Origin of the sequence: Cellulomonas sp. Root137 (assembly GCF_001426725.1) — a bacterium.
Taxonomy (GTDB): domain Bacteria; phylum Actinomycetota; class Actinomycetes; order Actinomycetales; family Cellulomonadaceae; genus Cellulomonas.
On sequence record NZ_LMFG01000001.1, the window covers coordinates 202,610 to 219,618 of the forward strand.

Annotated in this window: 12 protein-coding genes; 3 read left to right on the forward strand and 9 right to left on the reverse strand. The window is 70.3% G+C overall.

The features are described 5' to 3' along the window. Positions 1-18 precede the first annotated feature (18 nt). A complete protein-coding gene (locus ASD18_RS20925) occupies positions 19-1,074 on the reverse strand; it encodes an RDD family protein (RefSeq protein WP_056085788.1) in 1,056 nt (351 codons plus the stop codon). 84 nt (positions 1,075-1,158) lie between these two features. Between ASD18_RS20925 and ASD18_RS00960 the strand changes: the two genes are divergently transcribed. Continuing rightward, the gene (locus ASD18_RS00960) at positions 1,159-2,337 is read left to right on the forward strand and encodes an RtcB family protein (RefSeq protein WP_056085789.1); all 1,179 of its coding nucleotides are present in this window, start codon (positions 1,159-1,161) and stop codon (positions 2,335-2,337) included. A 42-nt stretch (positions 2,338-2,379) separates the two neighbouring features. Here the strand turns inward: ASD18_RS00960 and ASD18_RS00965 are convergent, their stop codons facing one another. Then, entirely contained in the window at positions 2,380-5,790 is a 3,411-nt protein-coding gene (locus ASD18_RS00965; RefSeq protein ID WP_235522351.1) for a hypothetical protein, read from the reverse strand. 180 nt (positions 5,791-5,970) lie between these two features. Continuing rightward, the gene (locus ASD18_RS00970) at positions 5,971-7,134 is read right to left on the reverse strand and encodes a N(5)-(carboxyethyl)ornithine synthase (RefSeq protein ID WP_056085791.1); all 1,164 of its coding nucleotides are present in this window, start codon (positions 7,132-7,134) and stop codon (positions 5,971-5,973) included. 63 nt (positions 7,135-7,197) lie between these two features. On the opposite strand from ASD18_RS00970, the gene ASD18_RS00975 reads away from it, so the two are divergent. After that, positions 7,198-7,899, forward strand: coding sequence for a hypothetical protein (locus ASD18_RS00975; RefSeq protein WP_056085792.1), 702 nt, complete (start codon positions 7,198-7,200; stop codon positions 7,897-7,899). 44 nt (positions 7,900-7,943) lie between these two features. On the opposite strand, the gene ASD18_RS00980 is transcribed toward ASD18_RS00975, so the two are convergent. The 5 genes from ASD18_RS00980 to ASD18_RS01000 form a co-directional block, all read right to left on the reverse strand. Next, a complete protein-coding gene (locus tag ASD18_RS00980) occupies positions 7,944-8,588 on the reverse strand; it encodes a hypothetical protein (RefSeq protein ID WP_056085793.1) in 645 nt (214 codons plus the stop codon). Positions 8,589-8,734: 146 nt separating this feature from the next. Then, on the reverse strand, positions 8,735-11,740 hold the full coding sequence (locus tag ASD18_RS00985) for a glycoside hydrolase family 2 TIM barrel-domain containing protein (protein ID WP_056085794.1): 3,006 nt from the start codon (positions 11,738-11,740) through the stop codon (positions 8,735-8,737). After that, the gene (locus ASD18_RS00990; RefSeq protein ID WP_056085795.1) at positions 11,737-12,549 is read right to left on the reverse strand and encodes a carbohydrate ABC transporter permease; all 813 of its coding nucleotides are present in this window, start codon (positions 12,547-12,549) and stop codon (positions 11,737-11,739) included. The genes ASD18_RS00985 and ASD18_RS00990 overlap by 4 nt, the downstream gene beginning before the upstream one ends. Continuing rightward, complete coding sequence (locus tag ASD18_RS00995) at positions 12,542-13,519, reverse strand: carbohydrate ABC transporter permease (RefSeq protein WP_235522210.1); 978 nt, start codon at positions 13,517-13,519, stop codon at positions 12,542-12,544. The genes ASD18_RS00990 and ASD18_RS00995 overlap by 8 nt, the downstream gene beginning before the upstream one ends. A gap of 88 nt (positions 13,520-13,607) precedes the next feature. Further along, the gene (locus ASD18_RS01000) at positions 13,608-14,927 is read right to left on the reverse strand and encodes an ABC transporter substrate-binding protein (RefSeq protein ID WP_056085796.1); all 1,320 of its coding nucleotides are present in this window, start codon (positions 14,925-14,927) and stop codon (positions 13,608-13,610) included. Positions 14,928-15,286: 359 nt separating this feature from the next. Here ASD18_RS01000 and ASD18_RS01005 point away from each other — a divergent pair, with 359 nt between their 5' ends. Next, complete coding sequence (locus ASD18_RS01005; RefSeq protein WP_082573411.1) at positions 15,287-16,318, forward strand: LacI family DNA-binding transcriptional regulator; 1,032 nt, start codon at positions 15,287-15,289, stop codon at positions 16,316-16,318. A 56-nt stretch (positions 16,319-16,374) separates the two neighbouring features. Here ASD18_RS01005 and ASD18_RS01010 read toward each other — a convergent pair whose 3' ends face one another. After that, positions 16,375-16,977 (reverse strand): TetR/AcrR family transcriptional regulator, encoded by a 603-nt coding sequence (locus ASD18_RS01010; protein WP_056085797.1) that lies wholly within the window; start codon positions 16,975-16,977, stop codon positions 16,375-16,377. Between the last annotated feature and the right edge of the window lie 32 nt (positions 16,978-17,009).

Sequence of the window (17,009 nt, forward strand, 5' to 3'; positions counted from 1 at the left end):
GCCGTCTGACCAGGGAGGTCAGTAGTCGGGCTGGTCGGCGGCCTCCCAGTCGGCGGCGTCGATCGAGCAGGCACCGACGACGTGCCCCTCCACCACGAGCCTGGTCTGCGCGGTCCACCCCGGTCCGGCCTCCTCCAGGTCGCCCGCCGAGACCTCGGCCCCGTCCAGGTACACCTCATAGCCGTCCCCGCTCGCGACCGCCACCTCCTGCTCGATCCCGATCACCGACCCGTCCGCCCGTCGGAGGTCGGTGTCCACCCGCGCGCCGTCCAGCTGCCCGTCCGGGGAGGCCATGGACCACGTGATCCGCAGACCCTTCTCCACGTGGTCGTCGACCTCCCGGTCGATCCACAACCGCCCCTCGTGCATGGCGCCGCCGACGCGCGACGCCGTCGCGGTGGCCGTCGGGGCGGCGACCGTCCCGTCGTCGACGCACGACACCGGGGACTCCCACTCCCCGCCCCACGAGCTCGACGACGTCGAGAACCCGACGCCGACCACGCACACCGCGAACGCCGCGACGCTCACCACCGTCGAGCCGACCGCCGACTGCTCGCGCCGAAACCGGGCGAACCACGGGTGCGCCGCGGGCTCGCGCGTCTGGATCACGAGCGTCCCGATCATCGAGTCGGCGAACGTCTGCCTCCGCGCGTTCCACAGCGGACGCAGGTAGCCGATGAGGAGGATCGAGTCGAGCACGTGCGCCACCACCCGCAGACCGGCGGCGACGATCCCCGCCGGCCGCCCGTCGGACACCCGCACCACGGCGACCCCCGCCACGCGCTTGCCCGGGGTCGCGCCCGTCCAGCCCTGGAGCACGAGCATCGCGACGACGAGCCCGACGAGCCAGCCGCTGGTGTACCACGCGACCGGGTCGGCAGCGCCGGACGACGGACCCCCGAACGTAGGCTGCAGCGACGGCGCGACACCGCCCGACCCGAGCACGAGCCACGTCGCGCCGGACAGGATCGCCCCATCGAGGAGGGCCGCGACCACACGCCGCGACCAGGAGGCCACCAGAGGCGCATCGACGGGCGTCGCGAGGTCCGTGGACAGCGCCACCGTGTCGGTCACGCACAGATCGTGGCAGGTCAGGGCGGTGCGCGTCCGGAGAATGACGGCGACGCGGGCACCCGGATCGTGCCAGGCTCCCGCCCCATGACACGCGAGCACCTCAGCCCGCGACTGATCAGCTGGGCATCGATCCTCGAGGAGAACACCCGGGCCCAGGCAGTCGCCACCTCGACCCTCCCCTTCATCTACCCGCACCTGGCCCTCATGCCCGACGCCCACCTGGGCAAGGGCGCGACGGTCGGCAGCGTCATCCCGACGCTGGGCGCGATCATCCCCGCCGCGGTCGGCGTGGACATCGGCTGCGGCATGATCGCCGTCCGCACGCAGTGGACGTCGGAGCAGGTGCGCGGTCGGAGGTCGCTCGCGACGCTGCGGCAGGCCATCGAGAAGGCGGTCCCGCTGTCGGCGGGTGGCGCGAACCAGCGCCTCACGACGACGGCGGAGGCGCGCGTCGTCACGCTGGAGGACACGGCGGCGGCCGCCGGGTTCGACCCCGGTGCCGATGCCGGGAAGTGGCGCCTGCAGCTGGGCTCGCTCGGGTCCGGGAACCACTTCATCGAGGTCACGGTCGACGAGGCCGACACGGTGTGGCTGTTCCTGCACTCGGGGAGCCGCGGCGTCGGCAACCGGATCGCGCAGCGGCATATCAAGGTCGCGGCCGCGCTCTGCCAGAAGTGGTGGATCACGCTGCCCGACCGCGACCTGGCGTACCTGGTCGAGGACACCGACGAGTTCTGGGCGTACGTCCGCGAGCTGCGGTGGGCCCAGGACTACGCCCTGCTCAACCGCGAGGAGATGATGGACCGCGTCGTGGACGCCATCTCCGAGCACATGGGCGAGGCGGTCGTCGAGGCCGAGCGCGTCAACTGCCACCACAACTTCACGGAGCAGGAGACGCACTTCGGCAAGCGCGTCTGGGTGTCCCGCAAGGGGGCGATCAAGGCCGGCGTCGGTGACGCCGGGCTGATCCCGGGGTCGATGGGCACCGCGTCCTACGTGGTGACCGGCAAGGGCGACGCGCTCTCGCTGAACTCGTCGCCGCACGGTGCGGGCCGCAGCCACTCGCGGTCCGCGGCGCGCAGGCTGTTCACCCACGACCAGCTGCGCGAGGCGATGACCGGCATCGAGTACCGCGACACGGACGCGTTCATCGACGAGATCCCGGCGGCGTACAAGGACATCGACCAGGTCATGGCCGACGCCGCCGACCTGGTCGAGGTCCGCCACGTGCTGCACCAGATCGTGAACGTGAAGGGCGACTGACCGACGGGCGCGCGGCCGGGGAACCGGCCGCGCGTCCGCGCGTCAGCGGACCGGCACCTCGACCTCCACGCGGACCACGTCGCCAGTGCGTCGGAACACCCGCTCGCTCACGTCGGCGTCGAGCGCGCCGTCACTGCCCTCCACGCGGGTGCCGTCGGCGAGGTGCGCGACCACGGTCAGCACCGCACCGGGTCCGTCGACGCGGCGGTAGACCACCGGCACCTGGCAGAACGTGAACGCGAGCGACCCCGCGGGGAGCGCGAGGCCGCGCTCCTGCTGGGTGACGTCGTGGTACGTGAACGTCGTCTGGGTGGTGGTCCACTCGTCGGCGCGCAGCAGCACGGGCCGCACGACGACGCGCCCGCCCTCGACCCGCAGCCCCAGCTCGCCGAGCCGCGCGAGGATCTCCTCCTTGACCTGGCCCGTCATGCCGGGCTGCCGGGCACCCTTGCCGGCCGGGGTGTGCGAGTACGGGTCGACGGGGAACGCGCCGTACACGTCCGGGGTCTTGCAGTAGCCGAGGCCGTGCCGGACGTCCTCGTACGCGTCCGCGAGGCCCGCCACCACGACCGCGTCGGCACCCTCGGCGACCGCGCGCTCGTGGTTCTCCTGCACGGCGAGCAGCAGCTTGGACACCATGTGCCAGTAGATGCTGCCGAGCCCCTCGTACGCGAAGAACGACCCCGACCGTCCGGTGAACTGGGCGTGCCGGAACACCTGCTCGAACACGTCGAGCACGGCCTGGCGGCCGTCGCCCACGCCCGGGACCGTGCGGCTCAGTGCGTCGAGGGCGGCGTCGAGGTCACGCGCATTGTGGAGGCCGGGCGCGAACCGGTGGTCGCCGAGCACGTCGCGCAGCACGATCGACGTGTCGCCCGCCTCGACCAGCGCAGCGAGCAAGGGCGCGGACGCGGCCTGCTCGGCGGTGACCAGGTTGCGCGCCAGGAACGTCGGCAGCTCGCGGTCCGGGTAGAGCTGGTAGGAGTGCTGGTCCGCCCGGTAGAGCGCGCTCCGCCGCAGCGACCGGACGAGCTCCAGCGCCTCCGCGGGGGTCAGCAGCCCGGACGACAGCACCGCGACCTGACCCTCGAGCATCTCCTGCAGATGACCGACGGTCGCCCCGTCGCGCAGGTCGAGCAGGTTGTACGCGTGGAACAGGCCGTCCGCGCGACGGTTCGCCCGCAGCGCGGCGTCGACGTAGAGCTGGGCGTCCGCGAGGAACGCCTGGACGTCCGCGGCGGACACCCCCGTGCGCTCGCCGCCGTACCCGGCGTACACGCGGGTGCGGTACGCGGTGCCGGCCGCGCCGAGCGCGTCCATGACGGCGCGCCGGCCCCGGTCGTCGAACCCGGTGCCCGCCTGCTCGCGGTGCTCGTCGAGCGCCGCGTGCACGTCCGTCAGCAGGTTGGCGAGCTCGCTCGTCACCGTGAGGTCGTCCGCGAGCAGGTCCCGGGCGAGGGTCAGGGCGCGGCGCAGGTAGGCGAGGGTGACCACCGACAGGCCCTTGCCGACGAGTGCGTTGTTGGCGTCGTTCCACTCGGGGCGCTGCGTGTTCATCCAGATGCCGCCGTCGGGCACCAGGTTGACGACCTTCGCGAGGATCGTGAGCAGCAGCTTCTCGCCGAGCGAGACGCGCACGAGCTCGCCGTCGGGTCCGTGCACGAGCCGCCCGTCCGCGCCCTCGGTGACGACGCGCCGTGCGACCCGCTCCTCGGTCTCCGTGTCGAACGCGATCGTCGCGATCGGCTCGGTGACCGTCTCGTCGTAGGTCGCGATGCGGTACGGCACGTCGGCGTGCGTGAAGACGGCCCGGTCGACGAGTGCCTCCAGGCGACCCGGGTGGAACCGGTGCGACGCCTCCAGCAGCTTGACCAGGTAGATGACCTGGTGGTCGCTCCAGTAGCCGATGTTCGCCCAGGGGTTCGACGGCTCGGGCACCTCCCAGTCGATGCCGGAGCGCGAGATGCGGTACGGGTTGTACCCGTCGGCCGTCGTCGCGTCGAGGAACACCGCGACCATCGACTCCACGTACTCGGGGAACGACCAGGCCAGCGCCTCCCAGTTCTGGAAGATGTCCCGCCAGTTGCCCTGGAAGTCGACGCGCGTCTCGCCGTGAGCGTCCGTCAGGGCGATCTTGAACTTGTTCCAGGGCCGGCTCGGGTCGCCGTGCCGGCGGCTGAACGTCAGCGGCAGGTACTCGCGCACGAGCCGCAGCAGGTCCGGGTCGCCGGACGCGTCGGCCCGTTCGACGAGGTCGTCCAGCTGCTCGGTCGCGGCGAGCGCGTCGAACCACGCGCCGCTGCGGTCCGCGGTGCGCGGGCTGCGCTGGCCGACGAAGGCGCGCAGGTCGGCCGTCCGCACGGTGTACCCGTCGACGAGGACGCCGCCGCGCATGACGTTGAACAGCACGTTGGCGCGGTGGTGGGCGGTGGCGAGCTCGTCGCCGGTGACCTGCGCGGCGTCGGCGGTGCCGACGAGCCGGTCGAGGTGCGCGCGCGTGCCCTCGACGTCCGCTGCGAGCGCCGCAGCGGCCGCGGCGGGGTCGGCGAGCTGGGTCTGGAGCCGGACGATGTCGGCCGCGCTCTGGTCGACGTCGGCGACGACGCTCCAGCGGCGGTGCTCGCCGGGGGCGATCGTGAGGCGTGCGCGGACCAGGTACGCACCCTTCTCGCCGCGGACCTCGTGCTCCGCGACGACGGGGCGGCCCGCCGCGAACGCGCCGACCTGGCGCGCGGAGAGCAGGTGGTCGACGTCGTCGAGGCCCACCTGCCAGGCGACGGTCGTGGAGAGCGACTCGCTCGGGTCGGCCTTGTCGGTGAGTGTCGAGTTCAGGTACACGAGCCCGAGGCCCGTCGCGGCGTCGACCTCGGCCCGCTTGTACGCGTCGAGCAGGCTGCTGAGCTCGCCCTGCGTCTGCACGGTGACGCCCGCGGGCAGCAGGTCGACGAAGCCGTCCAGGACCTCGACCCGGACGTGCCGGTCGGTCGCCGAGGCCACCTCGACCTCGCGCACGACGCCGTACCGGGCGGCGGTCCGCCACGTGACGCGCACACGGAGGCCGAGGTCAGGGCGGGTCTCCTCGAACACGAGGGTGGTGCCGAGCGGGTCCTTGTACAGGTGGCGCTCGGCGTCCGGGTCGCCCGGCCGGCGCGGCGCGAACGGCTGCCAGAACAGGATCCCGTCGGCCGTGGCGACGCGCAGGAGCGTGAGCCCGCCGGTCCGGCCGGCGCCCGCGGCGACCTTGTCCTCGGTGGTGTAGGTGAACAGGGCGCGGTCGGCCTCCTCGCGTCCGGCGGTCACGCCGCCGGTGCTGGAGATGAACAGCCACAGGTCGCTCGCGCCGACGAGCGTCATGAAGAACGGCGGCAGGTCGTCGTAGGACGTGATGCGGTAGAAGCGTCGTCCGTCGAGGTCGACGAGCCCGGACTCGGGGGCGTCAGGCACATCCGGCATCATGCCCGGTTCGTCCGTAGGTGCGGGCGAGAAAGTCTGCGACGCCATTGCCGATGTCCTTCGTTCGTACGCGCGTGGGCCCAGGGTGGGCCGCTCCGGTGCGGCCGTGGGTGCGCTCCCATACATTGACACGTGTCACCGGAGAAGGCAACGCTGCACGGAGGCATCACCTCCGTGGCCCTACGCCGCCGGGTGCGGGTACTCGGCGGACCGGCCCTGGAACGTGAGGATCGCCTCGTTCCGGATCCGACCGTCCTCGATCTCCACCGCCCGCTGGATCGTGTCCGACGCGGCCCACGACTCCGGGCCCGACATCACCGTGCGCAGGAACGGCATCAGCGCCTCGCTGATCTCCCACGTCGTCGAGTTCCACAGCAGCGACGGGCTGTGGTCCACCGCGTAGTAGTTCGTCGTGTCCCCCACCGTGAACATCGGGTCCGCGAACGACGTCGGCCGCGCCCAGCCGAAGCCCATCCCCTCGTCGACGGACACGTCGACGATGAGGCTGCCCGGCCGGAACTCACCCAGGTCCGAGGTGCGCAGGTACGTCAGCGGCGCGTTCGGGTCCTGCAGCGTGCAGTTGACGACGATGTCGTTCTCGGCCAGGTACCCCGGGAGCCGCACCGGACCGCCCTCGGTGGTGACCGTGCTCTCGAACGGGTCCTCGGGGTTGTGGTCGAAGTGGATGATGTCCACCGACGGGATCGGGGAGCCGACGGCGGCGATCTCCCGGTTGGTCAGCACCCGCACGTCGTGGATCCCGTGTGCGTTGAGCGCCGTGACGGCGCCGCGCGCCGTCGCCCCGAACCCGATCACCACCGCCGTGAGCCTGCGCCCGTAGTCACCGGTCGACCCGCACAGCTGCAGCGCGTGCAGCACCGAGCAGTAGCCCGCCAGCTCGTTGTTCTTGTGGAACACGTGCAGGCCGAAACCGCCGTCCGCCTGCCAGTGGTTCATGGCCTCCCAGGCGATCAGGGTGAGCCGCTTGTCGATCGCCAGCTGGGTGATCCGGCGGTCCTGCACGCAGTGCGGCCACCCCCACAGCACCTGACCGTCGCGGAGATCCTCCAGGTCCGACGCCTGCGGCTTGGGCAGCAGCACGATGTCCGCCTGGGCGATGACCTCGTCGCGGTCGGACATCTGCCCGACCAGGGGCGCGATCTGGTCGTCGGCGATGCCGAAACGGGCGCCGTAGCCCCGTTCGAGGATCATCTGCGCCCGCAGGTCCGCGTCGATGCGCTCGAGGTGACCGGGGTGGATCGGGAGCCGCCGCTCGTCGGGCTTGCGCGACGTGGCCATCACACCCAGGCGCAACAACCCGGGCTTGGCAATCGTTTTACTCATGCTTGATCGTAGTCGCGTGCGGTGCATGTCCACCTGCTGGGCGCGACCGTGGACAATCGCCCCATGAGCATCACCGGCTACGTCCGCAACAACGCCGACCGATTCCGGGTCGTCGTCGCGATGTGGATCGTCGTCGGCTTCGGCGGCGCCCTGCTCTTCGGCTCCTTCGGCCTCATGCTCGTCACGGGTACCGGCATGTTCGCCGACAAGGCGGTCGTCGACCTCGGCCTGGAGTTCTCCCCCGGCCAGGAGGTGGCGGTCGACGACGGCGTCGGCCCCGGCAACTTCATGGTGCTGGCCACCCCCGCCACCGTGGACCCCGGCACGGTCGAGTGCGCCTGGAAGAGCCGGGTGTACAGCACCGGCGAGCAGAGAGAAGGTCGCCTGGACATCGCCCGTCCCGACGGCGTCGCCGAGACCCTGACCACCTACGACTCGACGCCGCGCAGCTTCGTGCCCCTTGCCGCGACCCGGAACACCGAGTGGATGGAGCCGGACCTTCTGACCTGCACCGGGGAAGGTGTCGAGTCCTTCGCGATCAGTTCCACGGACGGGGTCTTGACCGACGGGTTCCGCTTCGGCACCGGTGCTCTGCTCCTCGTGCTCGCGCCGGTGGTCTTCGGACTGGGACTGGTCGCCCTCCATTTCACGCGGAAGTGGCACCAGCGCGGGATGTTCCCCGCACCTCCGGTCCCGGCGTACTACCCTCCCCCGGCCCAGCAGCCGCTCCCGCCCGGGCACAACCCGTTCGGTCCGCCGAGCTGACTCACCCCCGGACGCGACACGACCCCAGCGAGCCACGCACCCTGTCAGGCGGTGCGGCTCTGCGCGTCCCAGGCCTCGTTGATGCTGCGGCGCACCTCGACACGCTGCCGGGTCTGGACGATGAAGCCGATCACCGCCAGCACGAGCACGAGCACGAACCAGCCCCAGCCGGCGTCGACCGCGCTGCTGAAGCTGCCCTCCGTGAAGTCGGCGGAGTTCAGGGTGCCCAGCAGCAGCATCAGGCCGGCGACCACGCTGACGGCGCCCGCGAGGGAGCTCGCCACCGCCAGCACGACCATCGGCATGTTCCCGACGACCGCCAGCAGTCCGAAGACCGCGCCGATGGCCACGCCCACGAGAACCGCGACCCAGCTCCAGTCGATCCCCAGGGCGACGACAATGCCCGCACCGATCGCGTAGCCGAACGCAGCCATCGCGAGGATCACGGCCACCGCGAAGTAGAGGTAGGCGAGCACGGCGAAGATCACGGCGAAGACGAACCCCGAGACCCAGCCGAATGCCGTGCCCAGAAAGCTCTCGTCCGCGAGCTCGGCGAAGAGTCCTGCGCCGAAGGCGAACCCGGCGAAGAAGCCCCAGATCGGGAGAACGAGCCGCAGCACGAACTGCCCCGCGAAGAGCATGGCGCCCCCGGCGACGATGGCGAGGATGCCCAACAGGATGTCTGCCATGTCTGCAATGTAGGGCTCACCGACCTCGATCGGTGGGACAACACGGACATCCGTCGCGACGACCGCACAGCGTGCGCGCGCCACGGCATGACGAAGGCCCCGCGCCGGCGCGAGCGCTGGTCACGGGGCCTTCGTGGTGGAGCCGCCTACAGGAGCCCGCGGAAGGCGAACTGGAACGTCAGCTCGGTATCCGTCGGCAGTCGGTACTCGGGATGGGTCTGCGCCCCCCACGAGTCGTCGCCGCCGACCCCGCGGCGCTGGAGCGCCGGCCGCAGGACCGTCTGATAGATCGGCGGCAGCTCGGTGTGGTGCGCCGCGTTCTCCACCTCGAACGGCGTCCACGGCAGAGCCGACAGCTCCATGCCCTGCTCCGACTCCAACCGCAGGCCCGCCCCTTGCTCGTCGGTCACGGTCGCCCAGCGCACGCCGGTCCGGCTGCCCGCCTCCTGCGGACGCAGGTAGGGCGTGAGCGCGGTACGCACGTCGGCCTCCCACACACCCAGTCGAGCGCCGGCTCGGCGGTCGACGTAGGACTCCTCGGGCCCGTCCCCGTACCAGCGCAGGCGGTGGAACGTGCTGTCGGTCGCCAGGAGGAGGCCGAGCTCCGGCATGTCCGGCAGCCCCGCCCCGGGTCGCACCGTGAGGGTCACCTCGACGCGACCGTCACCATCCACGAGGTAGGAGAGCTCGCACTCCCCCGCCGGTGCGGTGGGCAGCTCGTACCGGAACCGGACGCGCACGCCGTCGTCGGTCTGCTCGACCGCGGGCTCGTCGGGGCCGCGGACGGCCGTCGCATACCGGCTGGCGAGAAGCCACGCCCCGTCGTGCGCGGGGGCGCCCCACCCCAGCTCGTTGGAGGTGGGTGCGTGCCAGAAGCTCGGCTGGGGCACCGAGCGCAGGAGCTCGCGGCCGCCGTCGTGCGTCAGCCCGTAGCGGTACGAGACCAGCCCCCCGTGCAGACGTGAGAACAGGGCGGTGAAGTGCCGCCCCCGCACGCCCACGTTGTGGATGCCGTGGACGACCTCCGGCACGGCGGCCCGGCGAACCGGCGTGGAGCCCCGGACGACCACGACCGTCTGCTCGTGCGCCAGCTCGTGCCCGGCCGACGCCCAGCGCGTCGTACGACGCAGCCGGAAGGACACGTCGACGGTGTACTCCCCGGGTGCGGTCGGCACCGTGACGGGGAGCGCGTAGACCTGCGACCCCCCAGGGGCCACGGCGGTCTCGAGCACCTCCTGCTGCAGCACCCGGCCCTCCCGGGCGAGGGTGACCACGCACTCGTGCGCCGACGACGGGGTGGCCAGGTGCCGGTTCTCGACCGTGACCTTGTCGTCGCCCACCGAGAGCCGGTAGCCCTGGTAGAGGTAGTGCACCTCCTGGGCGATCGGCTTGAGGGTGCGATCGGCGAAGACGATGCCGTTGCCGCTGAAGTCCGAGTCGTGCGGCGCGTCACCGAAGTCACCGCCGTAGCCGAAGTACTCGCGGCCACCGGCGTCCGTGCGCCGGAGCGCCTGGTCCGCGAAGTCCCAGATGAAGCCACCTTGGAACAGCGGCTCACGGTAGGCCAGGTCGACGTACTTGTGGACCGCCCCGAACGAGTTGCCCATCGAGTGGGCGTACTCGCACAGCAGGTAGGGCTTGTCGCGGTGCGTGGTGAGGAACTCCTCGATCTCGGCGGCCGGCGCGTACATCCGCGAGACGACGTCGGTCGTCTGCGGGTGCCGCGGGTCCCAGTGGACGCCCTCGTAGTGCACCGGCCGGGAGTCGAGGCGACGGAAGTACTCCGCGACCTCCAGGATGCCCGTCCCGCCGAACGACTCGTTGCCGCAGGACCACAGGACGACGCTCGGGTGGTTCTTGTCCCGCTCCAGCATGCTCGCGGCGCGGTCGAGCAGGGTGGGCAGCCACTCCGGGCGGTCCCCGGGCAGCGCCTCCTCGATCCCTTCCCCACCGAGCCTCACCCGGTCCCACATCGCGTGCGACTCGAGGTTCATCTCGTCGATGACGTAGAGGCCGTACTCGTCGCACAGCTCGTAGAAGTACGAGTTGTTCGGGTAGTGGCTGGTCCGCACCGCGTTGATGTTCAGCCGCTTCATCAGCCGGACGTCGGCCTCCGTCTGCTCGCGGGTCATCACGCGACCCTGGAGGCCGAAGTCGTGCCGGTTCACGCCGTTGAAGACCACGCGCGACCCGTTGACCTTGAGCAGGCCGTCCTCGATGCCGAACCGGCGCACACCCACCCGCACAGGGACGTGCTCGGTCAGGCGGCCCGACGCGTCGACCACGTCGAGCGCGAGGTCGTACAGGTGAGGGTCCTCGGCGCTCCACAGCCGCGGGCTCTCGATGCGGACCACGAGCTCGTCGTCACCGGTGAGCTGTCCGGCACCGGCGATCCGGGCGTCCACCCTGCCGTCGCCGGACAGGACCACGCGCACGCGCACCGTCGCCTCGGAGAGGTCGTCGGCGACGTCGGTCACCACCCGGACGTCCTCGACGTGCACGGCGGGCCGGCGGTACAGGACCACGTCCCGGAACAGGCCCGAGAACCTGAAGAAGTCCTGGTCCTCGATCCACGACCCGGCGCTCCACCGGACCACCTGCGCCACGACGAGGTTCTCGCCCTCGACCAGGGCGTCGGTGAGGTCGAACTCCGACGGAGTGAACGAGTCCGTCCCGTAGCCCACGTAGGTGCCGTTCAGCCACAGGGCGACGGCGCTCTCCGCGCCGTGGAAGCTCACGCTCAGCCGCTCACCGGGCCCGAGCGGGTGCTCGAGCGTGAACGTCCGCCGGTACGTCGCCACCGGGTTGTACCGCTGGGGAACCTCCCCCGGCTCGAGCTGCTCGTACCCGTCCCACGGGTACTGCACGTTGGTGTACTGCGGTCGGTCGTAGCCGAGCAGCTGCACGTGGGCCGGCACCGGCACGTCGTCCCAGCCGGAGTCGTCGACGTCCACGCGCTCGAAGCCGGGGACGACGAGCGCGGGGCTCTTCGCGTAGTGCAGCTTCCACAGCCCGTTGAGCGACTGCTCGAAGGAGCTCGTCCCGGTCGCCGCCTCCTGCGCGGAGGCGAACCACCGGTGGTCGGAGTGCGGGTCGAGCCGGTTCTCCTTGACGTACTCGGGGTCGGCGATGCGGTGCAGGTCGAATGTCACTTGATGGCCCCCGTGACGCCCTCGGCAAAGTGCCGCTGCAGCGCCAGGAAGACGACCATCGTCGGCACCGACACGATGAACACAGCGAGCATGAGGCTCCCGTAGTCGGTGACGTACCCGGCGCGCATGTTCGAGAGCAGCATCGGCAAGGTCTGGTACGCGTTGTCGACGAGGATCACCTTCGGCCACAGGAAGTTGTTCCACGAGAACAGGAAGGTGATGACACCCGCTGCCGCAAGGGTCGGCTTCATCGTCGGCAGGTAGATGCGCGCGAAGATGCTCACCTCGCCCAGGCCGTCCAGGCGCGCCGCCTCGATGATCTCGTGCGGGAACGACCGGGAGGCCTGCCGGAACAGCAGGATCAGGAACGGCGTCGCGACCAGGGGCACGATGACCGCGAACGTCGAGTTCACCATTCCCAGCTGCGCGAAGAGGCGGAACAACGGGATCATCGTCGCCGCGAACGGGATCATGATCGCCAGGAGCAGGAACGCCATGACGGCGTCCTTCGCCCGCGAGTGGTAGATCTCGAACGCATACCCGGCGATCGAGCACAGGATCAGGGCGAGCACGGTCGTCGCGATGGCATTGACCGACGAGTGGTAGAGGGCCGACCCCAGGGGCTGCGAGTCGACGAGCGTCTGGAAGTTCTCCATGAGGTGGCTACCCGGCAGCAGCTTCGACGCCACGACCTCGTTGCTCGTGTTCGTCGCCGAGACGGCCATGAAGTAGAGCGGGAAGACCGACAGGATGACGGCGAGAGACAAGAACGCGTATGCGGGGATCCGGCGGAGCTGAGTCTTAGTCACGCTTGTCGCCCACCTTCATTTGAATGGCGGCCAGGATGGCCACGATGATGAGGATCGCGTAGGAGATGGCAGCCGCGTACCCGAAGTTCGGGCTGTTGCGGAACGACACGTTGTACAGGTAGTGCGACACCGTCATCGTCGTGTTTCCCGGGCCACCGTTGGTCAGGTTGAACGACTCGTCGAACATCTGCAGCGTTCCGTTGGTCGACAGGATCGCGCAGAGCAGGATGATCGGCTTGAGCTGCGGCATGGTCACGTACCAGAAGGTCTTGAACCCGTTCGCACCGTCGACGCGGGCAGCCTCCAGCGTCGACCGGTCGATGTTCTGCAGGGCGGCCAGGAAGAAGATCATGTTGTAGCCGGTCCAACGCCACAGCAGGCCGAGGATGATCACCATCCGTGCGGTGCCCGTCTGGCCGAGCCAGTTGACGTTGTCGTCCAGCAGTCCGAACTTGATGAGCAGGTCGTTGGCCAGGCCGTCCGTCGCGAAGATCTGCCGGAACACCAGCGAGTACGACACGAGGCCGACGGCGCACGGCAGGAAGATCGCCGTCCGCCAGAATCCCTTGAACTTCAGCCACGGTGCGTTGAGCAGGTTCGCCAGCACCATCGCGAGCACGAGCATGATCGGCACCTGGATGATCAGGTAGATGAACGTCGTGCTCATCGTCAGCCGGAACGTCTCGTCCTCGAACAGCCGCTGGTAGTTCAGCCACAGCGGCTCGGCCCAGCTCAGTCGGGTCCCACGTCCCGTCTGCAGCGACAGGAACAGCGCCTGGATCATCGGCCAGAAGTTGACCAGCACGATGAGGGCTGCGGCGGGAATGATGAACGTCCAGCCGGTCAGGCTGCGGCGGCGCGCTATCGCGGACAGGGGTGCCGACTTGGGCTGACGCTCTCGGGACGTCGTCGTCCCGGGCGGGGGCGCGCTCGGTGCGCGGCCCTCGGTCGGTGCAGTGGGAACGGACACGAGCGGCTCACCTCTTCTTCGCGGTGACGGACAGGGCGGGGAGGCGGGCGGCGGAGCCGGGGACCGGCCTCCGCCGCCCGCCCTGAGGTCACCCCATGGCGAACTCGACGGTCTGCTGCGCCTCCTCGAGCGCGGCCTCCGGGTCGGCGCCGTTGAAGATGTTCGTGATGGCGACGCTCACGGCGTCGCGCCCCTCGTAGTAGTACGCGCCCGTGTTGTTGCTGGGCACCTCTGCGGCGAACTTCAGGACGTCGGCGTAGATCGGCTGTCCGCCGAAGAACTCCTGCGGCTCGCTGTAGACGTCCGACTCACCCGCCGGCAGCCAGTTGGCGAGCGCGCCGGAGGCCGGGAGGATCGTGTCGTAGAACTCGGTCGAGCCCGCGAACGTCGCGTCCAGGAAGTCGCTGGCGAGCGCCTCGTTGCCGTTCGGGGTGATCGCCCAGGACGAGCCACCGTTCGCGGTGTAGTTGGTCGCGCCGTCGACGCCGTCGAGCTTCGGGACGTTGGTGACGGCCCACTTGCCGGACTGGTCAGCGGCGGACTGGATGGAGCCGGAGATCCACACGCCGTTGACGATGCCGGCCGTGTTCGAGTTGACGATCGTGTTGATGTACTCGTCCCACGAGTTGACCTCGACGAAGACGCCGGCGTCGACGAGCTGCCCGTACATGTCGATGGCTGCCAGCAGCGCCTCGTTGTCGGTGATGGTCGGCATGCCCTCGTCGTCGAACAGGCTCGCGCCGGCGCTCTGCAGCATCATCATGATCGTGTCGGCCGAGCCGGCCTGGCCCGTGAGCAGCGGCTTGCCCGTCTTGGCCAGCACGTCCTTGCCGAGGGTGAGGAACTGGTCCCACGTGATGTCGGTGAAGTCGTCGACCGTGTAGCCGGCCTGCTCGAGGAGGTCCGTCCGGTACGCGCCGATCGCGGTCCCGTTGTCGAACGGCACCCCGTAGTTGACGTCGTCGTACGTGGAGTAGGCCACGACGGACTCGGGGAACTCGCTGAAGTCCACGTCGGAGTCCGCGAAGTCGGCGAAGATGTCCGGGTAGTTGATGACATTCTTCTGGAACGCGTTGTTCTGCATGAGGAAGATGTCGGGCAGCTGGTCGGTCTCGCCGGACTGGGCGAGCGTGGTCAGCTTGGTCTGCACGTCCTCCCACGGCGTCTCGACGATCTCGAGCTTGAAGTCCGGGTTGTCGGCCTGGAAGACCTTCTCGGCCTCCTCGAGGGCAAAGATGTTGAAGGCCGGGTCCCACGCCCAGACCGTCAAGGTGTTGTCGCCGGAGCCGCCGTCCGCGCCCGTCGTCTCGTCCGAGCCCGAGCCCCCGTCTCCGCCGCTGCAGGCGGCGAGAGCGAGGCTCAGCGACAAGACGGCGCCCAGCGCCCCGAGCGTGCGTGTCTTCTTCATCGGGTGATCCCTTCGTGCTGTTGGTCGTCCGTGGACCGCCGCCGGCTCGCGCCGAGCCGCCGGCTCCCGCGCCTCACCGCGACATCGCGGCGGGTGAGCGGGACAGGTCGACTGTGCTGTTTGGAGGTCGTGCGCCGTGCCGTAGATGAGGCGTTTCCAGCTCCACGCCAATGGGGTCTCGTCCACACCGACCTCGAGCGACAACGGTGTCCCTCGACCCTTTCTGGCGATTGGTGACGTCACCATAGCAGCGCTCGACGGCCTGCTCTGCAACGCTTTGGTAACGCTAGCGACCACGTTTTCGTGCTGGAGGGCCCCAATGGTTACGTCATCATGCTCGTCACCACTACCATCTGGCCATGACAACCGCGTCAGCACCTGGCCGCCGCCGCTCAGGTCCCTCGATCGGCGACGTCGCCCGTCTTGCCGGCGTCTCACCCCAGACGGTCTCGCGCGTCTCGACCGGCGCTGACTCGGTCCGGCCGAGCACCCGCGCACGGGTCGTCCTCGCCATGGACCAGCTCGGCTACTCACCGAACCGGGCTGCCCAGGCGCTGCGGAACGGCACGTTCGGCGCCATCGGAGTGCTCTCGACCGGCTTCCAGCGCACGGGCGAGGCCCTCACCGCCGAGGCCCTGGTCGAGGCCGCCGCGCTCGAGGACTACTCGGTCACGCTCCTGCACGTGCGCAACCCCGCCCGGGAGAGCTGGGACAGCGCAGCGCACCGCATCTCGCACCAGGCCATCGACGGCCTCGTCATCATGCGGGCCGAGCAGGCGTCCCCGGCGACGCTGGCGCTCCCCGCGGGCATGCCTGTGGCGGTGTCCTTCTCCAAGTTCGCGGGCCACTACCCCACCGTCACCGCCGACCAGGTCCAGGGCAGCGAGGACGCGATGCGCCACCTGCTCGGCCTGGGACATCGCACCGTGCACCACCTCGCTGGGCCGCTGGACTCGGAGCACGCCCTGGTGCGCAGCGGCACGTGGCGCCGCTGCCTCCTGGAAGCCGGGATCCGTCCGCCCGAGCCGGTGTACGGAGACTGGAGCGCGCACGACGGTTACGAGGCGGGAAAGCGGCTCGCGGCCGACCCTGAGGTCACCGCCGTGTTCTGCGCGAACGACGAGATGGCGCTCGGCCTCGTGCGGGCGCTGCACGAGGCCGGCCGCCGCGTGCCTGACGACGTGTCCGTGGTGGGCTTCGACGACATCGCCGTCGCCGGCTGGACCTCACCGCCCCTGACGACCGTCCGGCAGGACTTCCACGCCATCGGCCGCGCGCTCATCACCCTCGTCGTCGGTCAGCTCCGCTTGCGGTCTGTCCCACCGCCGGCCCTGACCGTCGTGCCCACGGAGCTCATCGTCCGGGCGAGCACCGGGCCCCCGCCCCGCTGAGCCGCGGCCCGGGCGAGTCACAGCGGCGTCCGGTGTTCGCCACAGCCGAGCCGGCGTCACTCCGGCAGGAGCACCCGCACCTGATCCCGGATCTCCTGCACGACGTCGTCGACCGGGTGGGCGGAGTTGATCGTCGCGGCCATGCTGATGAACATGATGGCGGAGACGATGTGCGCGCGTGCCGCGGCGTCCTTCGCACCGGCGAGCCCGTCCCGCCGCAGCACGGCGGCTATCGCGTCCTCGGTCTGCACGGTCAGGTCGAGAGCGTCGCGGTGGTGGGGTTCGGCGGGGTCGCCGAAGACGATCTCCCGCAGGTAGGTCCGCCCGTTGCCGACGTGCTTGCGGTTGCACTCCACGACCGGGCGGACGATCGCCATCACGGCGTCGAGCGTGCCCGTGATGCCCTCGGCCGCTGACCTGCCCCGTGCGAGCGCGTCGGCGTAGGTGGAGTTCTGCACGAGCAGGAGCAGCTCCGCCTTGGACTTGGCATAGAGGAACAGCGTTCCTGCCCCGATATCGGCTTTGTCGGCGATCTCCTGAGTAGTGACCTCGTCGACGCCTCGCTCGGTGAAGAGCTCACTGGCGGCGGCGGTGATGCGGTCGAGCTTCTCCTGCTTGTTCCGCTCGCGCCGACCGGGCGACGTGGAAGCGAGGGGCATGGTTGCCGCCCTTCGTTGCTGAGTGGGCTCGG

What these genes read in the sequence shown, in the direction of transcription:
- ASD18_RS00965 (WP_235522351.1), bottom strand. Translation starts at nt 5,790, where the DNA reads ATGCCGGATGTGCCTGACGCCCCCGAGTCCGGGCTCGTCGACCTCGAC.
- ASD18_RS00980 (WP_056085793.1), bottom strand. Translation starts at nt 8,588, where the DNA reads ATGGCAGACATCCTGTTGGGCATCCTCGCCATCGTCGCCGGGGGCGCC.
- ASD18_RS00975 (WP_056085792.1), top strand. Translation starts at nt 7,198, where the DNA reads ATGAGCATCACCGGCTACGTCCGCAACAACGCCGACCGATTCCGGGTC.
- ASD18_RS01000 (WP_056085796.1), bottom strand. Translation starts at nt 14,927, where the DNA reads ATGAAGAAGACACGCACGCTCGGGGCGCTGGGCGCCGTCTTGTCGCTG.
- ASD18_RS00970 (WP_056085791.1), bottom strand. Translation starts at nt 7,134, where the DNA reads ATGAGTAAAACGATTGCCAAGCCCGGGTTGTTGCGCCTGGGTGTGATG.
- ASD18_RS00960 (WP_056085789.1), top strand. Translation starts at nt 1,159, where the DNA reads ATGACACGCGAGCACCTCAGCCCGCGACTGATCAGCTGGGCATCGATC.
- ASD18_RS01005 (WP_082573411.1), top strand. Translation starts at nt 15,287, where the DNA reads ATGACAACCGCGTCAGCACCTGGCCGCCGCCGCTCAGGTCCCTCGATC.
- ASD18_RS01010 (WP_056085797.1), bottom strand. Translation starts at nt 16,977, where the DNA reads ATGCCCCTCGCTTCCACGTCGCCCGGTCGGCGCGAGCGGAACAAGCAG.